Annotated in this window: 23 protein-coding genes; 12 read left to right on the top strand and 11 right to left on the bottom strand. The window is 27.6% G+C overall.

Annotated features, from left to right (window positions below; all coding sequences use genetic code 11):
• Window positions 1–27: 27 nt before the first annotated feature.
• The 3 genes from def to ACFO3U_RS06960 all read right to left on the bottom strand — a co-directional run bounded on the left by def (window position 28) and on the right by ACFO3U_RS06960 (window position 1,973).
• Window positions 28–615 (bottom strand): peptide deformylase, encoded by a 588-nt coding sequence (gene def / locus ACFO3U_RS06970; protein ID WP_379739723.1) that lies wholly within the window; start codon window positions 613–615, stop codon window positions 28–30.
• 135 nt (window positions 616–750) lie between these two features.
• Window positions 751–1,161 (bottom strand): Holliday junction resolvase RuvX, encoded by a 411-nt coding sequence (gene ruvX / locus ACFO3U_RS06965; protein ID WP_379739720.1) that lies wholly within the window; start codon window positions 1,159–1,161, stop codon window positions 751–753.
• Between the two features lie 5 nt (window positions 1,162–1,166).
• Window positions 1,167–1,973, bottom strand: a complete 807-nt coding sequence (locus ACFO3U_RS06960) for a copper resistance protein NlpE N-terminal domain-containing protein (protein ID WP_379739717.1) — start codon at window positions 1,971–1,973, stop codon at window positions 1,167–1,169.
• Window positions 1,974–2,082: 109 nt separating this feature from the next.
• Here ACFO3U_RS06960 and ACFO3U_RS06955 point away from each other — a divergent pair, with 109 nt between their 5' ends.
• Together ACFO3U_RS06955 and ACFO3U_RS06950 are read left to right on the top strand one after the other, a co-directional pair.
• Window positions 2,083–2,898, top strand: coding sequence for a 2,3,4,5-tetrahydropyridine-2,6-dicarboxylate N-succinyltransferase (locus ACFO3U_RS06955; RefSeq protein ID WP_379739714.1), 816 nt, complete (start codon window positions 2,083–2,085; stop codon window positions 2,896–2,898).
• 176 nt (window positions 2,899–3,074) lie between these two features.
• Window positions 3,075–4,895 (top strand): LTA synthase family protein, encoded by a 1,821-nt coding sequence (locus tag ACFO3U_RS06950; protein WP_379739711.1) that lies wholly within the window; start codon window positions 3,075–3,077, stop codon window positions 4,893–4,895.
• Here ACFO3U_RS06950 and ACFO3U_RS06945 read toward each other — a convergent pair.
• Window positions 4,881–5,642, bottom strand: coding sequence for a glycosyltransferase family 2 protein (locus ACFO3U_RS06945; RefSeq protein ID WP_379739708.1), 762 nt, complete (start codon window positions 5,640–5,642; stop codon window positions 4,881–4,883). The genes ACFO3U_RS06950 and ACFO3U_RS06945 overlap by 15 nt on opposite strands.
• 92 nt (window positions 5,643–5,734) lie before the next feature.
• On the opposite strand from ACFO3U_RS06945, the gene ACFO3U_RS06940 reads away from it, so the two are divergent.
• A complete protein-coding gene (locus ACFO3U_RS06940; RefSeq protein ID WP_379739705.1) occupies window positions 5,735–6,796 on the top strand; it encodes a glycosyltransferase family 9 protein in 1,062 nt (353 codons plus the stop codon).
• 81 nt (window positions 6,797–6,877) lie between these two features.
• Here the strand turns inward: ACFO3U_RS06940 and ACFO3U_RS06935 are convergent, their stop codons facing one another.
• Both ACFO3U_RS06935 and ACFO3U_RS06930 read right to left on the bottom strand, forming a co-directional pair.
• Entirely contained in the window at window positions 6,878–7,693 is an 816-nt protein-coding gene (locus tag ACFO3U_RS06935) for a glycosyltransferase (protein ID WP_379739701.1), read from the bottom strand.
• Between the two features lie 25 nt (window positions 7,694–7,718).
• Entirely contained in the window at window positions 7,719–8,504 is a 786-nt protein-coding gene (locus tag ACFO3U_RS06930) for a Kdo domain containing protein (RefSeq protein WP_379739698.1), read from the bottom strand.
• Between the two features lie 54 nt (window positions 8,505–8,558).
• Between ACFO3U_RS06930 and ACFO3U_RS06925 the strand changes: the two genes are divergently transcribed.
• Window positions 8,559–9,356: a glycosyltransferase family 2 protein gene (locus ACFO3U_RS06925; RefSeq protein ID WP_379739695.1), complete on the top strand. Its 798-nt coding sequence runs from the start codon at window positions 8,559–8,561 to the stop codon at window positions 9,354–9,356.
• Here the strand turns inward: ACFO3U_RS06925 and ACFO3U_RS06920 are convergent, their stop codons facing one another.
• Window positions 9,357–10,466 carry a glycosyltransferase family 4 protein gene (locus ACFO3U_RS06920; protein WP_379739692.1) on the bottom strand — a complete coding sequence of 370 codons (1,110 nt, stop codon included), beginning with the start codon at window positions 10,464–10,466 and terminating at the stop codon, window positions 9,357–9,359.
• A 96-nt stretch (window positions 10,467–10,562) separates the two neighbouring features.
• On the opposite strand from ACFO3U_RS06920, the gene ACFO3U_RS06915 reads away from it, so the two are divergent.
• From ACFO3U_RS06915 to ACFO3U_RS06900, 4 genes are read left to right on the top strand one after another with little or no spacing between them, the layout of a single operon-like run.
• Entirely contained in the window at window positions 10,563–11,480 is a 918-nt protein-coding gene (locus ACFO3U_RS06915; protein WP_379739689.1) for a glycosyltransferase family 2 protein, read from the top strand.
• Window positions 11,481–11,487: 7 nt separating this feature from the next.
• A complete protein-coding gene (locus tag ACFO3U_RS06910; RefSeq protein WP_379739686.1) occupies window positions 11,488–12,657 on the top strand; it encodes a glycosyltransferase in 1,170 nt (389 codons plus the stop codon).
• A 2-nt stretch (window positions 12,658–12,659) separates the two neighbouring features.
• Window positions 12,660–14,699, top strand: coding sequence for a glycosyltransferase (locus ACFO3U_RS06905; protein WP_379739683.1), 2,040 nt, complete (start codon window positions 12,660–12,662; stop codon window positions 14,697–14,699).
• A gap of 50 nt (window positions 14,700–14,749) precedes the next feature.
• A complete protein-coding gene (locus tag ACFO3U_RS06900; RefSeq protein WP_379739680.1) occupies window positions 14,750–16,618 on the top strand; it encodes an acyltransferase family protein in 1,869 nt (622 codons plus the stop codon).
• Window positions 16,619–16,634: 16 nt separating this feature from the next.
• On the opposite strand, the gene ACFO3U_RS06895 is transcribed toward ACFO3U_RS06900, so the two are convergent.
• Both ACFO3U_RS06895 and ACFO3U_RS06890 read right to left on the bottom strand, forming a co-directional pair.
• A complete protein-coding gene (locus ACFO3U_RS06895) occupies window positions 16,635–17,522 on the bottom strand; it encodes a glycosyltransferase family 2 protein (protein WP_379739677.1) in 888 nt (295 codons plus the stop codon).
• Window positions 17,515–18,432: a polysaccharide pyruvyl transferase family protein gene (locus tag ACFO3U_RS06890; RefSeq protein WP_379739674.1), complete on the bottom strand. Its 918-nt coding sequence runs from the start codon at window positions 18,430–18,432 to the stop codon at window positions 17,515–17,517. Before ACFO3U_RS06890 ends, ACFO3U_RS06895 begins: the two co-directional genes overlap by 8 nt.
• 71 nt (window positions 18,433–18,503) lie before the next feature.
• Between ACFO3U_RS06890 and ACFO3U_RS06885 the strand changes: the two genes are divergently transcribed.
• The 4 genes from ACFO3U_RS06885 (at window position 18,504) to ACFO3U_RS06870 (ending at window position 22,473) form a co-directional block, all read left to right on the top strand.
• The gene (locus ACFO3U_RS06885; protein WP_379739671.1) at window positions 18,504–19,064 is read left to right on the top strand and encodes an L-threonylcarbamoyladenylate synthase; all 561 of its coding nucleotides are present in this window, start codon (window positions 18,504–18,506) and stop codon (window positions 19,062–19,064) included.
• 81 nt (window positions 19,065–19,145) lie between these two features.
• Window positions 19,146–20,561 carry a CCA tRNA nucleotidyltransferase gene (locus ACFO3U_RS06880; RefSeq protein ID WP_379739911.1) on the top strand — a complete coding sequence of 472 codons (1,416 nt, stop codon included), beginning with the start codon at window positions 19,146–19,148 and terminating at the stop codon, window positions 20,559–20,561.
• Window positions 20,562–20,627: 66 nt separating this feature from the next.
• Window positions 20,628–21,647 carry a COX15/CtaA family protein gene (locus ACFO3U_RS06875; RefSeq protein ID WP_379739668.1) on the top strand — a complete coding sequence of 340 codons (1,020 nt, stop codon included), beginning with the start codon at window positions 20,628–20,630 and terminating at the stop codon, window positions 21,645–21,647.
• A gap of 52 nt (window positions 21,648–21,699) precedes the next feature.
• A complete protein-coding gene (locus tag ACFO3U_RS06870; RefSeq protein ID WP_379739665.1) occupies window positions 21,700–22,473 on the top strand; it encodes a CDP-alcohol phosphatidyltransferase family protein in 774 nt (257 codons plus the stop codon).
• Between the two features lie 94 nt (window positions 22,474–22,567).
• On the opposite strand, the gene ACFO3U_RS06865 is transcribed toward ACFO3U_RS06870, so the two are convergent.
• Window positions 22,568–23,323 carry a LytR/AlgR family response regulator transcription factor gene (locus tag ACFO3U_RS06865; protein ID WP_379739662.1) on the bottom strand — a complete coding sequence of 252 codons (756 nt, stop codon included), beginning with the start codon at window positions 23,321–23,323 and terminating at the stop codon, window positions 22,568–22,570.
• Between the two features lie 11 nt (window positions 23,324–23,334).
• Window positions 23,335–24,825 carry an ArnT family glycosyltransferase gene (locus ACFO3U_RS06860; RefSeq protein ID WP_379739659.1) on the bottom strand — a complete coding sequence of 497 codons (1,491 nt, stop codon included), beginning with the start codon at window positions 24,823–24,825 and terminating at the stop codon, window positions 23,335–23,337.
• Window positions 24,826–24,835 lie beyond the last annotated feature (10 nt).

Raw genomic sequence — 24,835 nt, 5'->3', positions numbered from 1 at the left:
TTCGTAACCGAAAATTGAACACTAAAATTATCTTCCTTTTTTGCTGAAAAATTTCATTCTATAATCAGGAAAAGCTTTGCCTTCCATAATGTTTTTTAGCTTTTTTGAAATCAATTTCTTTTTTAAAGAAGATACATGATCCGTAAACAAAATTCCTTCGATATGGTCATATTCGTGCTGAATTACACGAGCAATTAAACCATTGTAAACTTCAGTTTTCTTATTGAAATCCTCATCAAAATATTCAATTGTAATAGTATCATGACGCAAAACATCCTCTCTAACATCTGGAATACTCAAACATCCTTCGTTAAAAATCCATTTTGTTCCCTCTTCTTTAAGAATTTTTGCGTTGATAAAAGTTTGTTTGAATTTTTTTAATTGTGCAGCTTCTTCTTTAGACACATCATCACTATCAGCAAAAGGTTCCGTGTCAACAATAAAAATACGAATTGGCATTCCAACTTGTGGTGCTGCTAATCCAACACCATGAGCGTTGTTCATGGTTTCATACATATTGGCAATTATTTCTTTAAGATTTGGATAATCTTTAGAAATCTCTTCGCATTTTTTTCTTAAAACGGCTTCACCGTAGCCATATATAGGTAATATCATTTTTTTGAAATTTAGAGTTTTGAATTCAGAATTCAAATAGGGTGCAAAAATAGTATTTTGATTTGAGTATAAAAAGTTAATTAATTTATTTGTTAAACCGTTTAAACCAATTACCCATAACCCTTTACCAATTACCTATTTTCTGTTCATATAATCTTGCAACATAATTGTAGCGGCAATTTCATCAATTAAAGCTTTATTTTGACGTTGTTTTTTCTTTAAACCACTATCAATCATTGTTTGAAAAGCCATTTTTGAAGTAAATCGCTCGTCTACTCTATCCAAAGGCATTGTTGGAAAAGTCATAGTGAAGGTCTTAATAAACTTTTCAATTATGGCAGCACTTTCTGATGGAGTTCCATTCATTTGTTTAGGCTCACCTATAATGACTTTTTCTACCTTTTCTTTGGAAAAGTAATCTTTCAAAAAAGTAATCAAAGTTTCAGAAGGAACTGTTGTTAATCCTGAAGCAATGATTTGCATTTCATCAGTAACTGCAATTCCTGTTCGTTTAATTCCGTAATCTATGGAGAGAATTCTAGGCATATTCTTTATTTAATAATAACAAACTCTGCTAAAGTAGCCATTTTTCCTTTGTTTAACTTTAATAAATTTCCATCGTAATAATAGTTATCCGCAATTTCTAAAACCTTTGCTAACTCTTTTTCAGTTGTCATATCTACACAAGCCATTTCAGTTGAGAATACTTTCGAAAATTTAATTTTGTTCATCTCTTCATTTATTTCATAATCTCCACCCATACTATTACATCCTGCAAAAGCGGTCATTCTTCCATCTGGATTAAAAGTTATTCCTTTCAGTTTATCTTGATTCGAATTTTCAACATCTTTGCCGTTAAGCTTAATCAATTTCCATTTAGAATTTTTCAAGGTTATTTTATCAACTGATTTTAATTCTTTTTTCAATTGATATTTGGAAGCCAAATCACCTTCAATTTTTTTTCCATTTACATCTAAATGAAATAGAACATTTTCACCAACAAAATATTGATTAGGAGCATTTAATCCAACTAAAGTTATTGTATTTCCTTCTTTATTCCATTCAATATTTCCGCTTTCATTAAAAATCTCTTTTGACTTTCCTTTATAAATAGTTTCCTTAATGTAACTGTCGTCTGTTAAAATTAAAGTAGTTTCTATCGACTCACAATCTGCACAAGGCAAACTTCCAACATAGGTTCCTTGATAATCTAAACTATTCATAGCATTGTGGTCATCTGAAACCATTTCAACAGCTGTTGAATCAACTGCTACTTCGTCATTATCCTTTTCTGCTTCTTTCTTACACGAAGCAAAACTTAAAGTTATCATTAAGGCAAGAACTATACTCTTTTTCATATTTGTGGTATTTATTTTTAACAATATTTTGTAAAATTAATCAATTATTAAACAATCAAAAATAATTCCAAAAGTTTATAAAATACTATCTTTGTGAAAATTTTAAACCATGCAAAACTTACAAACAATTATAGAACAAGCTTGGGAAAACCGTGCTTTATTACAAGAAACTGAAACTACAAATGCCATTAGAGAAGTTATTGAATTATTAGATAACGGAAAACTTAGAGTAGCTGAACCATCTAATAACGGTTGGCAAGTTAACGAATGGGTTAAAAAAGCAGTAGTTATGTATTTCCCAATTCAAAAAATGGAAACTTGGGAAACAGGTATTTTTGAATATCACGATAAAATGGAATTAAAACGCAATTATGCTGAAAAAGGCATTCGTGTGGTTCCTCCAGCTGTGGCTCGTTATGGTGCTTATATTTCTAAAGGTGTAATTATGATGCCAAGTTATGTAAATATTGGTGCTTATGTAGACGAAGGTACTATGGTTGATACATGGGCAACTGTGGGAAGTTGTGCTCAAATTGGTAAAAATGTACATCTTTCTGGTGGTGTTGGAATTGGTGGTGTTTTAGAACCATTACAAGCTGCTCCAGTAATCATTGAAGATGGTGCTTTTATTGGTTCAAGATGTATTGTGGTTGAAGGTGTTCGTGTAGAAAAGGAAGCTGTTTTGGGTGCAAACGTTGTTTTGACTGGTTCTACAAAAATTATAGATGTTACTGGTGATGAACCTATTGAATATAAAGGAGTTGTCCCTGCAAGATGTGTAGTGATTCCAGGAAGTTATACTAAGAAATTTGCAGCTGGTGACTATCAAGTGCCTTGTGCATTAATCATTGGAAAACGTAAACCATCAACGGATTTAAAAACTTCATTGAATGATGCTTTACGCGAATATGATGTAGCAGTTTAAAAATAAAATCCAATTTATAAAATTCCAAATTCCAATTTAATCGAGATTGGAATTTGGAATTTTTATTTTCAAAGTAAATAAATTGTAAATATTTTAGCATTTCATACATTTGCCGAAATATTTCATCCATGAGAAATTACTTTCAAAGTATAATTCTGTTTTTTAAACGCTTTTTATTGATAGTTATAATCTATCAATTGTGTCGTCTTTTATTTTTGTTTTTTAATAGAAACGCGTTTAACGGATTGACATTAAAAACATTTTTAGGTGGTTTACATTTTGACCTATCTGCCATAGCTTACATCAATATCATCTTTGCAATTCTACATTTTATCCCTGGAAAATTTAAATATAAATCAGGTTATCAAAAAGGCTTGAAAATCGCATTTTATGTGGTGAATTTGGTTTTTATTTTGACCAATTTTGTAGATTTTGAATATTATAAATTCACCGGAAGAAGAAGTTCGTTTGGAATGATAACTGCCTCTGGAATGGAAAATGAAATTGGAGGTTTAATTCTTTCTTTTTTAACTGAATTTTGGTTTTTACCTGTTATTGCTCTTGTTTTAGCTTTTGCATTTTGGAAAACAATTCCAAATATTAAACTTGTATTTTCTGAAGAAAAAGTCAACTATTTAGTGGTTAAACAAATCGGTCTTTTCCTATTTTTAATTGGATTTGTATTTTTATTAGGTCGCGGTGGTTTCCAAAAAAAACCTTTAAAAGTTGTTGATGCAGTAAATTATGGTTCAATAAGTCATTCTGCTTTGGTATTAAATACTCCTTTTTGCATTCTAAAAACTATCGGTAAAAAAGAAACTCTTGAATCTCCTAAATATTTTGCAGAGGCTGAATTAAATTCAATTTTCAATCCAGTTGTTGCAACAAATCCTTCAGAAAGACAAACTAAACAAAATGTTGTTGTAATCATTTTAGAGAGTTTTGGAAGAGAAAATATTCAACGTGGACAGACTCCTTTTTTAGATTCTTTAATTACAAAATCGTTGTTTTTTGAAAATGGTTTTGCTAATGGAAAATTATCAATTGATGCTGTTCCTTCAACACTTTCAAGTATTCCAAGTTTGATGAGTTCATCCTTAATTACTTCAAGTTATTCAATTAATGAAATTTATGGTTTACCCAAAATTTTAAAAGACAACGGTTACAATACTTCTTTTTTTCATGGAGCATTTAATGGAAGTCAAAACTTTGATCAATATTGCAAAGTAGCTGGTTTTGATACTTATTATGGTAAAAACGAATACGATGGCCCTGAAGCTTTTGATGGGAAATGGGGTATTTTTGACGAAGAATTTTTTCAGTTTTATTGCCGAAAAATGTCGAGTTTCAAACAGCCCTTTTTTACATCTATTTTTAGTATTTCTTCTCATAATCCTTATAAAATTCCAGAAAAATATAAAGGAAAATTTCCAAAAGGAACAACTAAAATTCAAGAAAGCATAGCTTACTCTGATTATGCTTTGAAACAATTCTTTAAAACAGCTAGTCAACAAGATTGGTTTCAAAACACCATTTTTGTAATTACTGCAGATCATACTTCTTCTGAACCAACGGAAGAAAAGTTCAAAACAAATGTTGGAAAATTTAGAATTCCTATTTTATTTTATAATCCAGGAAATCCAACTTTTGGTGGTATAAGTTATAGAAATGTGCAACAAATTGATATAATGCCTTCACTAATTGATTTATTGCATATCAAAACCAATATGATAACTTTTGGAAAGTCTTATCAATCAGAAAAAGATTTTGTGGTTTACTATTTAGACAATATTTACCATTATATTCAAGGTGACTATTATTTGGCATTTGATGGTAAAAAAGCTTTGGCTTTGTATAATTTTAAAAACGATGAATTGATGAAAACCAATTTAATTTCCACAGAAAAAGAAAAAGCTGCAACTATGGAACGTTTTATAAAAGCTTATGTACAATCGTTTAATGAAAGGATAATCAATAACCAATTAACGGTTCATTAATTTTTCTTGACGTTGTAATTTTAGCAATTTCGCATATTTCATGTGTGAAAAGAAACCTTGAATTAACGCAATTGTAATTCCATCAATTCCATTGAAAATTCCTTTTTTTAAGAAATAACATCTTATAAAAGCTGTTAATCCATTAATTACAGGTTTGGCTGCTCCTACTCTTTTTCCTTGTTCAAAAAGTTGTTGGGCATGCCAAGTTGAATATTGATTTTTCTTTGCAACAATTTGTTCGAATGAATCCCAACCATAATGTAAAATATGAACTGAAATACGTTTTTCGTTAGTCGCTACAATTGATTGATGCACTTTTGCTTCAGATGGCTTTGCGGATTTTTTATTAAAAAAACGAACTTTATGATCTGGATACCAACCCGAAAAATCGATTAATTCATCACCTAAAAAATTCTTTACTCGAAACGAAAAAGCATCATAATTCCCAATTAAATATTTTTCATCTAAAATGAATTTTTCAGCATCTTTATCTAAAAATTCATCTGCATCCAAATTTAAAATCCAGTCATTTTTGCAATAAGGTAAACCGTGAGTTCGTTGTGGTCCATCACCTAAAAAAGGTTGAGATATAACTTTTGCTCCTTTGGATTCAGCTATTTCAACCGTTTTATCTTTACTCAATGAATCAACAATGATAACTTCATCACATACTTTGAACAAAGCATCGATGCATTTTCCAATGTTTTTTTCTTCATTAAATGTAATAACTAAACCGCTGATTGCCATATTTTGAATTTTATAAGCACAAAAATACTGTTTTTATTTAAAGTTTTTAACTTTCAGTTTACTTATGTACTTTAGCACTTTAATTTAGAAAAATGAAAATTTTAATCATACAACAAAAACGAATTGGAGATGTTTTAACCAGTTCAATATTAGCCAATAGTCTTAAAGATCATTACCCAAATGCAACAATTGATTATATGTGCTATGCCAATTGTGTGGATGTTTTAAAAGAAAACAAAGCGATTTCTAACATAATAGTTTTAGAACAAAAAGTTAGAAAAAACTATCTTTCGTTATTTAAATTCATTTTTAAAATTAGAAGTCAGAAATATGATGTGGTTATTGATGCCTACAGTAAATTAGAAACCAATTTAATTACCTTTTTTTCTGGTGCAAATTATAAAATATCCTATGAGAAAGGCTATTCAAAAATATTTTATAATCACAACATCAAACGATTACCAAATGGTACAAAAAGTAATTATGGTTTAGCCATTGAAAACAGATTAGCTTTGTTAAAACCTTTAATCAAAGAAGAAATCACTGATTTTAAATCCAAAATTTTTCTTTCCAATTCAGAAATTGAAGCTGCCAAAAAAACTATTTTAGAAGCTAACATTCCACAAAACAAACCTTTATTTATGATTGGCATTTTGGGAAGTGAGTGGTACAAAACCTATCCTTTAGAAAAAATGGCTGAATTGTTAGATTACACGGTTGAAAAAACAAATGCTTCATTATTATTCAATTATATTCCAAACCAAAAAGAAGATGCTTTAAAACTTTATAATTTATGTAATGAAAAAACACAAAAATCCATTTTCTTTGACATTTATGGAAAAAGTCTTCGTGAATTTTTAGGATTATTATCACAATGCAATGCTTTGATTGGCAATGAAGGTGGTTCTGTAAATATGGCAAAAGCATTATTTGTTCCAACATTTTCTTTATTTTCTCCAAGTGTGGATAAGGAAACTTGGCAGATTTTTGAAGATGAAAAGAACATCTCCATTCATTTAAAAGATTTGAAACCTGAAATTTATGCGGAACATGATGAAAAATTCATCAAAGAACATACGTTTAAATACTTTGAAGAATATCCAATTGAATTGATTAAAGAGAAATTGGATGAGTTTTTCAAAGAGATTGGTTAATTCTTGTCATGCTGAACTCGATTCAGCATCATGTTTATCTTTAATAAGTTCCTGAAACAAGTTCAGGATGACAAACGTTAACTATAAATACTGAGAAATTCCCTTTTCAATAGCAGTTATATTATGCTTTTTATTGTAAGCTCTAATAGCAAAGTTTTTCTCCCAAGTTTCTTTGGTGGCATAACCTCTTTTGTGATCTAAATGCAAACAAATAGCTTGATAACGAATTTGTTTTGCCAAAATTCCAAAATTAAATAAACGTTCACCTACTTCTCTGTCTAAACCACCATATTGCATTTCTTCGTTGAAACCATTTACTGCAATTAAATCACTTTTAAAACAAGAAGTGTTGTGACCGTTAAAGGTTTTCTTGGTTGGAGTAATCCAATTCATGAAAATAGCAAAGAATTTGTTGTGAGTCAGTTTTGTCAACTTAAAACTCTTTTTTACTCCATTTTTGATTAACCACGAAGTTGAAAAACAGTTTTGCAATTTAATATCTTCGAATGAAATAGTATTTGAAGTTTCCATGGGCAATTTGAAATAACCACCAGAAAGAAAATATCCTTTTTCCTGAAATTTTAAATGTTGCTGCACAAAATCTTTTCTTGGAATGCAATCTCCATCTGTAAATAATAAATAATCTGAATTAGTTTTGAGAATGGCTTTGTTTAGAATTTTACATTTTTGAAAACCATTATCTTCTTGCCAAACATGTACAATTGGAAATTTAAATTTACTTTGAAAAGAATCTATAACATCTTTAGTTTTTGAAGTAGAACCATCATCAGCAACAACAACTTCAAAATCATTCTCGGTTTGATTACAATAACCTTCGAGAACTTTTGATAGCCATTCTTCTGAATTGTAAGTAGTAATAATTACGGATACCTTCATGAAAACTATTAAGATTGGAAAATTACTATTTTTTCCAAAACTTTAACCTCTTTTTTATCCTTTTTTTTCGGTAAAAACGATATTGAAAATCTTTGGTAAGATTCCACATGGTTGCAAAAACTTTAGCCTCATCAATTTCAGAAAGTTTAGCATATTCGCTACTCATAATGGCAACCATATCTTCTTTTGGAGTAATTTTAGATAAGTTTTTCATACGAGTTTCAAAATCCATTTTGTTATGAAATTTCATTCTATTTAAATCTACCAAATAAAAATCATATTTCCCTTCTGGTCTTTTGATAATCAAGGTATTTCCTGGTGAATGATCTAAAAATTCAATTCCCTTTTCATGCATGGAAAACGTGAATTGCGTAAACTGACGTAAAATATTTTCCGCATCAGGATAATCCGTTTCCACCAATTCACGATACGTTAAATCACATTGCAAATGTTCACTTACGTAATAACTATCTTTCAATCCAAGAAATGAAGTATTTTCAAAATAAGCAACTGGTTTTGGTGTTCCAATGTTATTTTCTAAAAGAAAATTGGCATATTCAAACGAACGTTTTGCTTTAGATTTTCTAAAATATCTGTAAGCAATTTTATTGATTATGTTTGGTTCTTTAAAAGATTTAATATTTAAAGTCAAGTTATCTAATTCAAAAAGTTTAATGGTATTTCTGTTTCCTTTTATGAAAATTTTACCTGAATTGTCGAAATTCTTGATAAAATTTTCAATTTGTTTTTTCTTCTCTAAAAAGGCATCGTTTAGTTTGTACACCATTATTTTTTTTTCAAAATTATGCATACAATTTAATTAAACCAATATTTTAGGTATTTTTACCAAAAAATAAATCAAAAAATGAGTTTATTACCAAAATCATCCCTTGTAACTCCAACTTATAATTGGCCCGAAGCTTTAGAACTTTTATTGTTAAGTATAAAAAATCAAAGCATTTTGCCCGATGAAGTATTAATTGCTGATGATGGTTCAAGAGAAGAAACTACAAAATTGATTGAAAAATTTCAAGCAGATTTTCCTGTTCCGTTGATTCATATTTGGCATGAAGACAATGGAAATCAGAAGCCAAAAATCATGAATAAGGCAATAGCTAAAGCCAAATATGATTACATCATTGAAATTGATGGTGACATTATCATGCACAAAGATTTTGTTAAAGATCATTTGACTTATGCTGAAAAAGGACTTTATTTATTTGGTTCAAGAGTAAATATTCAAAAAGATATTTTGAAAACTATTTTTGATAAAAAAATAATCAACTTTGGTTTTTTTGCGAATGGAATTAAAAAAAGAACAAGAACTGTTCGATTTCCATTATTTATGAGATTTGCTAAAACTCACGAAGAACGTTCAAGAAAATTGAGAGGTTGCAACATGTCATTTTGGAAAGAAGATTTTATTAAAATCAACGGTTTTAATGAAGGATTAGTGGGTTGGGGAATTGATGATTCAGAAATGATTCAACGGTTACACAATATTGGCATCAAAGGAAAAAGATTGAAACAGACAGCTATTGCTTATCATATTTATCATAAAGAACAAGATAAAAACAATCTTGAAATCAATAATGCTATTGAAAAAGAAACTACAGAAAAGAAGATAACTTTTATTGAAAAAGGAATAAATCAGTATTTATAATTAACTTACAGCTACTAATTTTTGATATTCTTCTAAGGTTTTTTGAGCAATGTATTTTGCTGTGAATTGTTCTCTCATTATTGCCTTCCCTTTTTCAGAGAATTTATTTTGTAAATCTCTATTATCAAGTAATTGAACCGTTTTTTCTGCTAAAGATTTACTGTCTTTTATTTCTGAAATGAATCCATTTTCACCATCAATTATAATATCCGATACAACACCAACTTTAGTGGAAACCACTGGAACACCAATCAACATAGCTTCTAATAAAGATGTTGGACCACCTTCACGCTGAGAAGTCAATAAAAAACAATCAAACTGACTGTTCAGAGATGATGCATTTTTAATTTTATCCATAAAAACAATATCCTTAAAGACTTTTTTTTCAATAGCATATTGTTTTAGAGTATCTGTTTTTTTTGAAAATTCACCTACTTGAATAAAAACAATGTCATCTCTTTTTAAATTGTGTTTTAATTCAGCTAAAACATCAATTAAAGTAAATAAATCTTTAGCATTTGTATGATTGGCAATATTTCCAACAATAAACTTTTCATTAGGAATATTATATAATTTTCTAATACTTATTTTACTTGATTCATTTAAAATATTTAAGGAAACACTATCATTTATTACTACTGTTTTACTTAATGTCATTTTATTTAATGTTTGTCCAAAAGAATCTTGAACCATCTTTGAAACACAAATAATAGAGTCTAGTCGCTTACTATTATATTTAAGTTTACTTAAAATACTACCACTTACACCAACTCCTTTTTTTGAAAAAACTAATTTTACATTAAATCTATAAATCAAGTTTGACATTAAAAAAAACATTAAGGAATCACTTGTGTGCAAATGAACAATGTCAGGCTTATGATGTTTAATAGTTGTGGCTAAATGCTTATAATTAGAATACTTGTTGAGTTTTCTTTTTTTACAACTAACAAATGGAATATTAACTTTATTACATTCGTCTTGCAAAACGGAATTATTTATACCATAAACAATATTTTCTACATTTAATTCGTTTAGCTGTGGCACTATATAGATAATCTGTTGCTCATTTCCTCCCCAACCTTTTGCACCAGATATATGTAGTATTTTCATAAAATTATTTGTTACTTTGCCTACGATAATTTTTTGTAAAAATATATAAAATAAATTGCAGTTACAAAAGAGAATTAAACAAAAAACAAACAAAAAATGCTAGATTTAACTATTGTTATTATTAATTATAATACTAGTAACTATACCATTAAATGTATAGAAAGCATTTTTGAGCACACTTCTAAAAATTTAAATTATAACATAAAGATTGTTGACAATCATTCAAAGAAAGAAGATGTCAACAAACTTGAAAGTTATATAAATGAATTAAACAACCCAAAAATTTCTTTTTTAAAAAACCATATAAATGTAGGTTTTGGTGGAGGAAACATGATAGGTTGTCAATTTTCTGATGCTACATATTATGCATTCGTAAATAATGATTCTTTACTTCTAAACGATTGTTTTTCAATCATTATCAACGAAATGAAGGAGAATGAAGAATATGGAATTTGTGGACCTCAAAGCTATAAAGAAAATGGAAAGTTATTGCCAACTTTAGATCATTTTTCATCTCCAATGAAGGAATTATTTGGACGCTATTTTTTAGAAAGCTTAAATCCTAATAAATACCCAAACAGAAAAGTTGAGTATACTGCACCTAAACGTGGTCAATTTGTTTCTGGAAGTTTTATGGTGGTAAAATCAGAAGATTTTTGGAATGTTGGAGGTTTTGATACTAATATTTTCTTATATCAGGAAGAAACTGATTTATGTCTTCGTTTAGCAAAAATTAAAAAATACGCATATTTAATTCCAGAAGCTAAATTTATACATTTTCATGGTGCGAGTACTCCGAAATCAATTGAAATCAAAACAGAATTAAAAGTTTCGTTGTTGTATGTTATAAGGAAACATTATGGGTATATTAACTATAGAATTATATTATTATTTTTACAAGTAAAGTATTTTTTAAAGAGCATTAGAAAACCTGAATATTGGTATTTATTTAAAATCTTATTTAGAGGAGGAAGGTTAACAGATTCATTAAAACATAAGCAAAACAATAAATAATTTTTTTATGAATCTTTTTAAAAAGCTTTTTAATAAAGAAACTCATTTTGATTTTAACTCACTTGAAAACAGTGAAAAATATAACCCAAGTCAAAAAACTGTTATAATTATCTCAGGTTCAATCCCTACTTTTGATAGAGATTCTGGATCTAATAGATTAAAAGAAATCATTCTTGCTTATTTAGAAATAAATTATAATTGTATTTTATGCTATAATACATCTGATGATGACGAAAATTATACGCGCTTTTTTAAAGATCAAAACGTTATATTATTTTCCGAATTAAAAAATAAAAAGAAAACAATTTCTTTTTTGAAATCAAGCTTTAATATTGATTATGTTTGGTTTTATGGTCCAAATTCCTTAAAAAAACATTTTAAAAATTTCATTAAAATAGTACCAAAATCAAAGACAATCTATGATATGGTAGACATTCACTTTTTAAGATATAAAAGAGCAATTGAATTAGACCCAAAAAGAATTTCACTCAGAAAGAGATATAAAAAATATTTTAAAATTGAAACTAATTTAGCAAAAAAAACGGATTTAATTATTGCTATATCTGAACAAGAGAAAGAGATAATGTCGTCTTATATAGACAAAAATAAAATTATCACCATTTCTAACATTCACTATCCAAAAATTGATTTACAAAAAACACTTTCTTTTGAAAACAGAAAAAATGTTTTGTTTATTGGTTCAGCTCATACTCCAAACATTGATGCTTTACATTTTTTAAATGAAAAAATAATGCCATTAGTTTGGGAAAAAATTCCTAATCTAAAAGTAGATATTATTGGTAATTTAGATAAAGAAATTACCGATATTAATCATCCAAACATGGTCTTTCATGGCTATGTTCCAGAAATTGAATCATTCTTTAATTCTGCAAAATTTATGATTGCTCCTTTGCGATATGGTGCTGGTGTTAAAGGAAAAATTGGGCAATCTTTTGAATATTATTTACCTTTAGTTACTACAAAAATTGGTGCTGAAGGAATGTTTTTAAAACACAACGAAAATGCCTTAATAGCTGATAATGCTGAAGATTTTGCTAATGAAATAATCAGCCTTTATGAAAATAAAGAACTTTGGCTAAAACTTCAAAGCCATTCAGAAGATAGTTTAAAACCATTTTCTAGGGAAATTTTAAAAGAAACATTAATAAAAATATAGTTATGAAGTTGAAAAAAAAAATAAGCCTTTTTTTTAGAAGAAGAAGAAAAGTTAAACAACTTGAAGATAAACTAAAAAACATACAACCTAAAGAACTTAAGAGTATTGATAGATCACCTATCTCCTTTAAAAGTTCTGAAAATCCAAAAGTTTCTATAATCATTCCATTTTATAATCAAGAAATTTATACTTGGAATTGTCTTCAATATTTACATAAAAATTTAACGGATAATTATCCATATGAAATTATATTAATTGACGATAATAGTTCAGAAAAATATGATTTCACAAATGCTTCTGGAATTAATATTATTAAAAATGAAATCAATTTAGGCTTTTTAAAAAATATTAATAAAGGAATAAACGCTTCAAAAGGTGAGTATATTTATTTATTAAATAATGACACAGAAGTTTATGAAAACTTCCTAGATGAACTTTTTTACGTATTTGAGAACCATAAGAATGTTGGTGCTGTTGGTTCTATGTTATTAAATCCTGATCAAACATTACAAGAAGCTGGTTGTGTTTTTATGAAAGATTTTACTATTCATCAAATTGTAAGAAATAGAAAACCTTTTTATCCAGAAGTCAATTACATTAGAAAAGTGGATTATTGTTCAGGTTGTAGTTTATTGTTTAAAAAACACAAAGACAATGGAGATATAAACCTTTTTGATGAACAATTTGCCCCAGCTTATTTTGAGGAAACTGATTTATGTTTTGATTTGAAATACAATCAAAATAAAAATATTTACTATACTCCTTTCTCAAAGGTTTTACATTTTAATGGAATTACATACAACGATAAGTCTAAACAAAACCAAGAAAGTAATAATAGAAAAGAAATTTTATTTAAAACGAATCAAAAAAAGTTTTATGACAAATGGAATCAACAAATAAATAGTATTCAGGCTGAATGTGTTGAAGATAGAATTTTAGAGATTAACAATAATAAATCTATTTTATTTATAAATGATACTGTTCCAGAATTTGATAGAGATTCAGGCTCAAATAGATTGAAAGAAATTATGAATGTATTTGTTGAAAAAGGATACAATGTAGCTTTTGTTTCCAAAGACATATTCATTTGGCAAGCCTATTTAGAAGTTTATCAAAGAATGGGAATTAATATTTTTTATGAACATTTACAATACAAAGATTATAAATATTTCATTTCTAAATATTGTGCAAATGCCAACTATGTTTGGATTTATGGTCCAAATAGTTTTAAAAATTATTATGAAAAAATAAAGCCTCTTTTTTCAAATGCAAAATTCATATATGATATGGTTGACATTCATCATTTAAGATTTAAAAGAGCATCTGAAATCAACAAAGAGGATAAAAGTAATTTTAAAAACTATTTAGCCTACAAAAAAATAGAACTAGAAGCCGCAAAAGTATCTGATTATACAATTACTATTTCTGATGATGAAAAAGAATTTATGAAAACATTTTGTGATGAAAAACAACTAATTACAATATCTAATATTCATTATCCTAAAGTAAAGCAAAATGAAATAAATCCGTTTGACCGCAGAAATGACATTCTTTTCATAGGTTCAACACATCATCCAAACGTTGATGCTATTCATTTTTTATACAATAATATAATGCCAATTGTGTGGAAATCATATCCAAAAATGAAAGTAAATATTATTGGTAATATAAACACTGTTGTTAAAAATATTACTGATGAAAGATTCATTTTCCATGGTTTTGTTTCTGATATTGAACCACTATTTAATAATGCAAAATTAATGGTGGCTCCATTATTAATTGGAGCTGGTGTTAAAGGAAAAATTGGACAAGCTTTTGAATACTACCTACCTGTTGTAACAACTACCATTGGAGCAGAAGGAATGTTTTTAAAAGATGAAGAAAATGTTTTAATTGCAGATCAACCTACAGATTTTGCTAATTCAATTCTAAAATTATACACTGATGAAGTCATTTGGAATAAACTTTCTCTAAATTCAGAAAAAAGCTTGTATCCTTTTTCTGTTGAAAAAGTAAATGATGTAATTCATGAAAATTTTTAATTTCATTGCCAATAATTAGATTTAAAACATAAAAAACTAAATACAAATAAATGTCGCAAAAAAAATATTTTCCACATATTGATGGACTACGTGGAATTGCTGTTTTATTAGTTTTACTATTTCACCTTGACAATTCATTTTTCAAAGGAGGATATATAGGTGTTGATGTTTTTTTTGTAATTAGTGGTTACTTAATTAGCACAATACTAATTAATAAAATTGATAGTAATACCTTTTCGTTTAAAGATTTTTATCTGAGAAGAATGAAAAGGTTGATGCCTGCAATGCTATTTGTGGTAGTCTTGACTATGATAATGGGATATTTTATTTTTCCTTTACATTTATTAGAAAAATCTTTAAAATCAGCAACTGCATCAATATTATCTTTTTCAAATATATTCTTTTTCAATGAATCTGGTTATTTTGATTCAGGTGCTCATTTAAAACCATTACTTCATACATGGTCGCTGTCTGTTGAAGAACAATTCTATTTAATTTGGCCTTTTCTATTATTTTTTACTTTAAAAATTAAGAAGAACATTTATAGGATTTTAGTATTAACTGCTATTGGCATTATTAGTTTAATTTACTGTGAGTATTATTTAACCATTAATAGTTCTGCTGCATTTTTCTTAACACCGTTTCGAGTTTTCGAATTTCTTATGGGAACCTTACTATTCTGGGTAAAGAAATTTGAATTTAAATTATTTGTTAAAGAAATACTCTCTTTTATTAGTATTGTTGGATTAATTTTTCTTAGCTATTTTTATAATAACAATGTAGATTTTCCTGGTGTTAATGCTTTATTACCTTGCCTTTTTTCTGCTATTTTAATTCACAATACTGGACAATCAAAATATGTAAGTTTAATTTATAACAACCAACTTATAAGATGGTTTGGTAAAATTTCCTATTCATTATATCTAATTCATTGGCCATTTATAGTATTTTATAAGTTCTTATATGCTCCAGAATTAGATTTAATAGACCAATCAATTTTATTTATTGCTTCAACCTTTATAGGATTCCTTATTTATAAGTTTGTTGAAACTCCTTTTAGAGAAACCAAAAAAAACTCAAAAAACTCAAAAACAATTATTTATATTGTTGCAACAATAGCAATGATATTAACAGTCAATTTATTAATACTTAAATTTGGCTCATTAATTTTCAATACTAAAAACACAACTAATTATAGCTTAAAACAAATTGAAGAAGGAAAACAATTGAGGTTTAAATTTTGTAATGAGCCGTTTTTAAATGATATAGCTTTAGAAAAAACAAATCATAAAGAACAAGTTTTAATACTTGGAGACAGTCATGCACCAGATGCACTTAATTTCTTAAAACTTGCTTATCCAAATTATGATTTTAGAATGTTAACAGAAGGAGGTTGCCCACCAATGATTAAATCAGATTTAGGATTAATTGACAACCACCCAGTTGAAATAAAAAACAATTGTTATGCTTTAATGGATAAAATTATAACATTAGATTTATCAGGTTATGAATATATTGTTATCAATGTTATGTTTGATTGGTATAAACCTGACAATTTAGTTAATTATATCAAAGAGTTAAAAAAGAAAACTGATGCTCAAATTATTGTTTTTGGTAATTATATAATTCTAAATGATGATTTAGTTAACCATCCCAATTTAGCTAAAAGCTTAACTAATGATGATGTTAAAAGTTTAGCCTTATTTGAAAATGAACTAAAACTTAAATCTAAAGGACTTTACAGGTATATTAGTAAAAAAGATTTATTATGTAAAAACAGTTCAAACAACATCAAAGATTGTGTTATTTTTACAGCTCAAAATGCTCCAATGACTTATGATAGTAATCACTTAAGTTTTGAGTTTACTGAAATAATATCAGATAGCTTGTTAGCAAAAAAAATAAATGTCTTTAATTAATCTTTCTAAGCAAAAATTATTTAAAAAAATTCTTTAGCTTTTTATAAACTTTTTTTACTGTACTAGTTTTTAATTTTTCATGTAAATTATGGTTTTCTGAATCTAAGTACTCGTAATCGCTTTGACATTTTTTTAAAACAGCTAATTTATCTTTTAAATCTTTTAAGTTTTTTTCAAATAGTTTAATTTTACTTTCTTCAGTGATTAACTTATAAACAATCATATTTGCCTTAATAAAGTTATCATCATCATTGGTATGATTTCCATTATTGTTATACCTGTAAAATGCCAATGATTGATTTAGAAAGGTAGCTCTTGCTCCATTTTGAAAGATTGTAACCCACATAATCCAATCTTCTTTAGATTGAATTGACTCATCAAACCTAACTTCTTTGAATAAGGTTTTTTTAAACATCGCACAATGTAATGGAATTGTATAAGTAACATCCCAATCTAAAAGAATCGAATTAAAATCAAACACTTTGTTTTCTAAGCTACAATAGGGTGGCAAAAGATTATAAATTGAATCATTGAACATATTAAAGTTTGAAATTATAATATCAGAAGTTTTATTTTCTTTAAATGCATCAATACTTTTAATTAGTTTATCTTCATGAAGACAATCATCAGAATCTAAAAACTGTATATATTCTCCTTTTGCTATATTAATACCATAATTTCTGGCAGAACTTGCACCACCATTTGATTTTTTAAAATATTTAAAACGTGAATCATTTTTAATTATCTGGTGTATAACTTCTTCAGTATTATCATTAGAACCATCATCAATAATTAAACATTCCCATTTTTCATAGCTTTGTTTACTCACTGATTCTAAGGTGGAAACTATATATTCAACTTGGTTATATGTTGGTATAATAATACTTATCATAATCTCATTCATTTTTAATATCTTTTAATAATTTCTTCTTAACTTTCTTAGCTATAAAAGGACAATTTTTAATCAATTCCTTTTTTCTATACTTTAAAAGCTTTCTTTCTGGCAAGGTAATTTTATTATTATTCAGAAATAAATTAATTAAATAGTCATAATTGACTTCATGTTCTTTAAGGTATATAATTTCTTTATATTCTATTCCTAAAGATTCAAAATAATCAAAAAATTTAACATCATCACCATGCAATTTATCGGAAAATTTAACCCAAAGAGAGGGAATATTGTAAGCTTGTGGAACAACAACTCCATGTAAAGAAGAGGAAATAATTTTTTTACATAATGTAATTTCTTTTGTTGTTTCTTCAATATTAGATGTCAATAATTTTATTACTTTGATATTGTTATCATTCCTAAAAATATTTTCTACATACTCAAAATCAACATAATGAGGAATTATACCTAATTCATATTTTTTAATAGTATTTTCTTTAATCAGATTTGGAACAAGAATAGCAGGATCACCATAAACTTCAGGTGTTTTAATATTCAATTCAAGCAATCTTTTTCTTGTTCTTGGTCCTCTTACTGCAAAAACCTTACAGTTTTCAACATCCTCATTACTTGAAATTATTCCACTACCCCAAACCCTAGAGTTTGAATTTACAAACTGTAAAATACTACCTACAACAAAATAATGACTTAAATATTTATTGTATTCATTTTCAGTAGTATCTTCAAGATGAATTATTTTTTTATTTGACAGTTTTGAAACCAAATAATAATTTAAAATATCACCATAATTTTCTAATCCATCTTCTCTATTTGGTGACCACCAAAAAACATGAATTTCTTTATTCAATTTAAATTTTTCAAAAAACAATTGCTTAAATTTTTCTATGTTTTTTTTTAGATTCATTACTATTATCTTTGTATTTAATTTAAGTCAAAGTTAAACTTATAAATTTATTTCACAACATACTATAATCAATGAACACAGAAATACAAAAAGCTTACGAAGTAATCAAAGAAGGTGGAATAATTTTATACCCAACAGACACTGTTTGGGGAATTGGCTGTGATGCAACCAACGAAGAAGCTGTTGCCAAAATCTATGCTCTCAAAAGACGCGAGGAAAGTAAGAGTATGATTTGCTTAATGAATTCTGAAAAAATGGTTTACAATGTTTTTAAAGATATACCAGAAGTAGCTTGGGAAATTTTAGATTTATCTGAAAAACCAACTACTCTAATTTTGGATAAACCTCGAAATGTTGCCAAAAATTTAGTTGCACAAGACGATACTTTAGCCATTAGAATCGTAAAAGAACCCTTTTGTTTTAAGCTAATGGAACGTATGAAAAGACCTTTGGTTTCTACTTCTGCAAATATTTCTGGTATGTTTACTCCAAAATCTTTTAAAGAAATTGACCCAGAAATTATAAAAGGTGTGGACTATGTAGTAAATTTGCACCACGAAAAAATTTGCAAAAATCCTTCAACTATTATAAAATTAGGATTAGATAGTCAAGTAAAGATTATTCGTAAATAATATTAATTTGAAGATTTGAAGATTTGAAGATTGAATAAATAATTTTCAAATAAAATGATTTTCAAATTTTCAAATTTAGATATGAATTACACAAAAGCTCTAAATAACCCAATTTTTAAAATTATTGCAAAGGCAAGTCAAGAACTTAATGTTGAAACTTATGTAATTGGTGGCTTTGTCCGTGATTTTCTTTTAAATCGACCTCTAAAGAAAGATATCGACGTTGTTGCTGTTGGTAGCGGAATTGATTTAGCTCTTAAAGTTTCAGAGTTACTTCCTAATAAACCAAAAGTCCAAGTTTTTAAAAACTATGGAACCGCAATGCTTCGTTATAAAGATACTGACATCGAATTTGTGGGTGCTCGAAAAGAGAGTTACCAAACAGAAAGTAGAAATCCTAAAGTTGAGATTGGCACTTTACAAGATGACCAAGAAAGACGTGATTTTACAATAAATGCATTAGCTTTTTCTTTGAATGAAAACAATTATGGTGATTTAGTTGATCCATTTAATGGTGTGACTGATTTAGAATCAAAAACAATCAAAACACCTTTAAATCCAGATGTTACTTATTCAGATGATCCTTTGCGAATGATGCGAGCGATTCGTTTTGCAACGCAACTAAATTTTGAAATCGAAGCTGAATCTTTAAAAGCAATTTCTAGAAACAAAGAACGAATTTCAATAATTTCTGGTGAACGAATTGTAGATGAATTAAATAAAATTCTCTTGACAGATAAACCTTCAATAGGATTTTTACTTTTATACAAAACTGGACTTTTAGATATAATTTTACCTGAACTTACAGCCTTAAATAATGTTGAAGAAATTGAAGGTCATACTCACAAAAACAACTTTTATCACACGTTAGAAGTTGTGGATAATATTTGTCCAAATACAGATGATGTTTGGTTGCGTTGGGCTGCATTGTTACACGACATTGGAAAAGCTCCCACAAAAAAATTCAGTAAAAAGAACGGTTGGACTTTTCACGGACATGAATTTTTAGGTGGAAAAATGGTAAAGAGAATCTTTATTAGATTACATATGCCACAAAACCAAAAAATGAAGTTTGTACAAAAAATGGTGATGATGAGTTCTCGTCCCATAGTTTTATCAGAAGATATTGTTACTGATTCAGCTGTTCGACGATTGATTTTTGATGCTGGTGAAGATGTTGAAAATTTGATGACACTTTGTGAAGCTGACATTACTACTAAAAACCCTCATAAGTTTAAGAAATACCACAATAATTTCGACATTGTACGTCAAAAAATAGTTGAAGTTGAAGAACGTGATCATGTGAGGCAATTTCAACCTCCAATTTCAGGTGAAGAAATTATGGAAATTTTCAATCTAAAGCCTTCAAGAGAAATTGGTGTTTTAAAAGAAGCCGTTAAAGAAGCTATTTTAGAAGGGGAAATTCCTAATGAATATGAAGCTGCTCATGAATTTGTTTTGAAAAAAGCAGAAAAAATGGGATTGAAAAAAGTTTAACTTTTGATTTAACATTTGTGTGCTTTAGAATTTAAAATTATAGAATTATTTTTGTAAAAAATCAAAATGAAAAACAACAAACCCGTTATAATTTGGTTACTTTCAGGATGTGTGTTACTATTCATCATGGTAATGGTTGGAGGAATTACTCGTTTAACCAACTCAGGATTATCCATGACCGATTGGCATTTGGTTACGGATACTTTTCCACCGTTGAGTGAAGAAAAATGGGTTGATGCTTTTGAAGAATACAAGAAGTTTCCCGAATACCAAAAAATCAATATTCATAACGATTTTACACTTTCAGATTATAAATTCATTTATTTTTGGGAATGGTTTCACCGTTTTATTGGACGAATTATTGGTGTTGTTTTTATCATTCCATTTCTATATTTTTTAATCAAGAAAAAATTAGACAGTCATACCATTAAAAAATGCTTGATTCTCTTAGCAATGGGTGCCTTTCAAGGATTTTTAGGTTGGTTTATGGTTAAAAGTGGATTAATTGACAATCCTGATGTAAGTCACTTTAGATTGGCTTTACATTTGACTTTTGCCTTTATCACTTTTGCTTACACACTTTGGGTTGCTTTAGATTTGATTTATCCTGAAAAAAATGAAGTTTATAAATCTCTAAAAACAATTGCTAGAATTGCTTTAGTAGCTTTAATCATCCAAATTATTTATGGTGGATTTGTAGCTGGTTTAAATGCTGGTTTAGTCCACAATCATTGGCCTTTGATGAGTGACGGACAATTTATTCATGATAGTGTTTTTATTGAGCAATCTACTCTATTTAAAAACTTAGTAGAAGGAAAAAGTGGTGTGCAGTTTGTACATAGAACTTTTGCTTATGTTGTAGTAGCTCTAATCGCTTTTTTATATTATAAAGCAAGACAAATCAAGTTAAACACTACTCAAAATAGAGGTTTAAAAGTATTATTAAGTTTTGTATTTCTTCAATTTATTCTTGGTGTTTTTACCTTACTTTTCCATGTTCCAATGTGGTTAGGTTTAACACATCAATTGATGGCTTTTTTGCTTTTAACAGCAATGACTTTTGTCTTACATCGTTTATCAAAATAAAATAGTATATTTACTATCTGACTATATTGTCGCATTTCTTTGATTATTTTGCATGTCTAAACTTGCCGAAAAAGATAAATTTATTGATTTTTCTGACTATGGAAGACCTTTTGGAAAAGCTTTTGCTTTGCAATTGAAAAACACCAAATTCACTCCAATTCACGTTACACTACTTTTTGGAATTTCAGGAATAATTGCGATTTATTGCATCCTAAATCATCACTATTTTATAGCTGGATTATTCATTATTTTAAAATCAATTATTGATGCAGCTGATGGAGAATTAGCACGTTTAAAAAACACTCCTTCTTACACTGGAAGATACCTTGATAGTGTCTTTGATATTGTCTTAAATTTTATGTTTTTTATGGCAATTTGTTACGTTTCAAATACTTCTTTTTGGTATACAATTTTAGCCTTTTTTGGCATACAATTACAAGGTACTTTATACAATTATTACTATGTGATTTTGAGAAATAAATCGGTTGGTGGTGATGCAACAAGTAAGATTTTTGAGTATAAATCTCCAAAAGCTTTACCTGGAGAAAGTCAAAAATCAGTTGATATTTTATTCAAAATTTACATCCTTGTTTATGGAACTTTTGATAAAATAATTCACTTTTTAGATAAGGATGCTTACAAGGTAAAAACGTTTCCAAATTGGTTTATGACCTTATTATCTATTTTTGGATTAGGATTTCAATTGTTGATTATTGCCATAATGTTACCTTTAAATTTGATTGAATTTATCGTTCCTTTTTTTATTGCATTTACTTTTGTGGTATTTGTTTTTATTGGCATAAGAAAACGCTTTATTCAAGCTTAAAATCACTATAGATAATTCTTATAGTATGTTTTTAAATAATTTATTTTCAATATATTAAATAATATTACATAAACAAATAATTGAACGTAAAATTTTAACCAATCCACGTCTTGAAATCAGAAACTTTTTCTCTAGAAACTATAACTTCTTCCTCTTTATAAGATGGTAAAATGACTTTTAATCTTGAATTACTATACACTTGAATTTCCTTAATTGCTTTCAAGGGAACAATAAATTTTCGACTAACACGATAAAAATCTTTTGGATTTAACTCCTCTTCTATTTGCTCTAAAGTTGTATCTAAAAGATAATTTCGATTTTCAAAAGTGTGCAAATAAGTTCCCTTGTTTTCACTATAAAAACATTCAACCTCATCGATAGAAATCACTTTTAGTTGTTGACCGATTTTTACAGAAAATCTTTTTTTATATTCTTTGGTTTCAGTTCCTAAAATCATCTTTTTAATCATCTCAAAATCTAAGTTTGAAACCGTGTTTTTTTGGACTTGATTTTTGAACTTATTTACTGCTATTTCCAAGTCAACTTCGTCAATAGGTTTTAACAAATAATCGATGCTATTTAACTTAAAAGCTCGCAGTGCATATTCATCATAAGCAGTAGTAAAAATGACTGCACTTTTGATGTCAATTTGCTCAAAAATTTCAAACGATAATCCATCCGAAAGTTGGATGTCCAAAAATATCAAATCAGGATGATTATTGTTTTGAAACCATTCTATTGATTCTTCTACAGAATGCAAAAGAGTATTTATTTCCAATCCTAATTTTTCAACTTTTCGTTGCAATAATCTTGCCGCTGGTTTTTCGTCTTCAATTATAATGATATTCATTCTAATATATATTAATCAAATATATGGCTTTCTAACGAAGGCCATATATCTTTCAATTTAATTCTAGGTTTTTTACAAAGATAAACGGATATATTATTTTCTTCATCAATGGCATATTTATGATGAATAATTTTTACTAATTGAAAATCTTCAAATGCTTTTTCAACAACTTCTTTTTCAAGCCCTATAGTTATCCCTATTTCACCTGAAGTTTTACCTGTTCCCCATAACCAAAAACTTCCATGACTACAAACCGGTTTGGGTAAATTATATTTTTCTCCAATAATAGTCAATGCACCTGCTTCTCCATAATTTTCGGCTAAAAGAACACATTTCTCCTTATCTTCTTTTGGTAGAGATGTATAAATACTATCGATTAACTTTACTTGCTCATCCCAACCAAACATGTCTGCATAATCACTTGTTAGTTTATATCTTCCATCTTTTTCGGGTTGAATTTTTTGATAAGCTACATAATCTTCAATTGATAAAACTGGTATATCTTTTGGAATAAAATAAAACGAAATCAAGACTAAAAAAGAAATAATTGAATAAAATAAAACATTTTTATTTCTCAACATTTTTTGCACTTTAAACGCTCCAAAAGCAAACATAACTGGATAAATTGCATAAAAATAATAGCTTTTCGATTTCAAAAACCATAGTAAAAAGAACACCAATATAAAGGTAATTCCAATACTTTTGTACTTTTTTATTTCTGAATCAAAAAACAAGGCAAATAATCCTATTAAAGCAATAATAAAAGTAAATGGTGATGCTATTTGCCCTAGAACAAAATCAAATTTACCAATAGCGTCTAATTGGTTTTCATTCAGTTTTTGAAAATGTTTTAAAACAGGAAAATCATGTTGGATTTGCCAAATTAAATTGGGTAACACTATAATTAATGAAATGATTCCTGATATATAAAACCATTTATTTTTTATTACTTTTTCTCTTTCGGTTGCTATTAGACTAACAAAAATACTAATCAATAAGATTGCAATTGTATATTTATTCATAAAGCCTATTGCTAAACTAATTCCAATAAGTACTATATATTTATTAGCATGTGTCTTTATATATCGAACTAAATAATAGAAACTTAATGTCCAAAAGAATTGATCAAAAGCAACTGGTTGAAATAATAAGTGATTTCTATAAAATGCATTAAATATAAGAATTAACACTCCTGTTAAAAGTACAGTTTTCTTCTTTCCTCCTATTTCAATTGCAATTAAACAGGATAAAACCAAAATTCCTATTCCAGCAAAAGTGGGAAACAATCGCATTCCAAATAAGGAGTAACCAAATATAGAATGTGAAATCTTAGCAATTAAGGCAATAAAAGGTGGAAACTCCATAAACCCCCAATCTAAATGTTTTCCTACCGAAAGGTGTAATAATTCATCTCTATGAAAACCATAATTTTGATTTCCAATAAGATGAATTAACAGTTTAACAATTGAAAGTGCTAAAATTATTGGTAAGTATTTTTTCATTATTCAATAC

Origin of the sequence: Flavobacterium ponti (genome assembly GCF_042652765.1) — a bacterium.
Classification (GTDB): domain Bacteria; phylum Bacteroidota; class Bacteroidia; order Flavobacteriales; family Flavobacteriaceae; genus Flavobacterium; species Flavobacterium ponti.
Note: the sequence above shows the minus strand (reverse complement) of the source record. Positions and strands in the feature narration are given on the sequence as shown.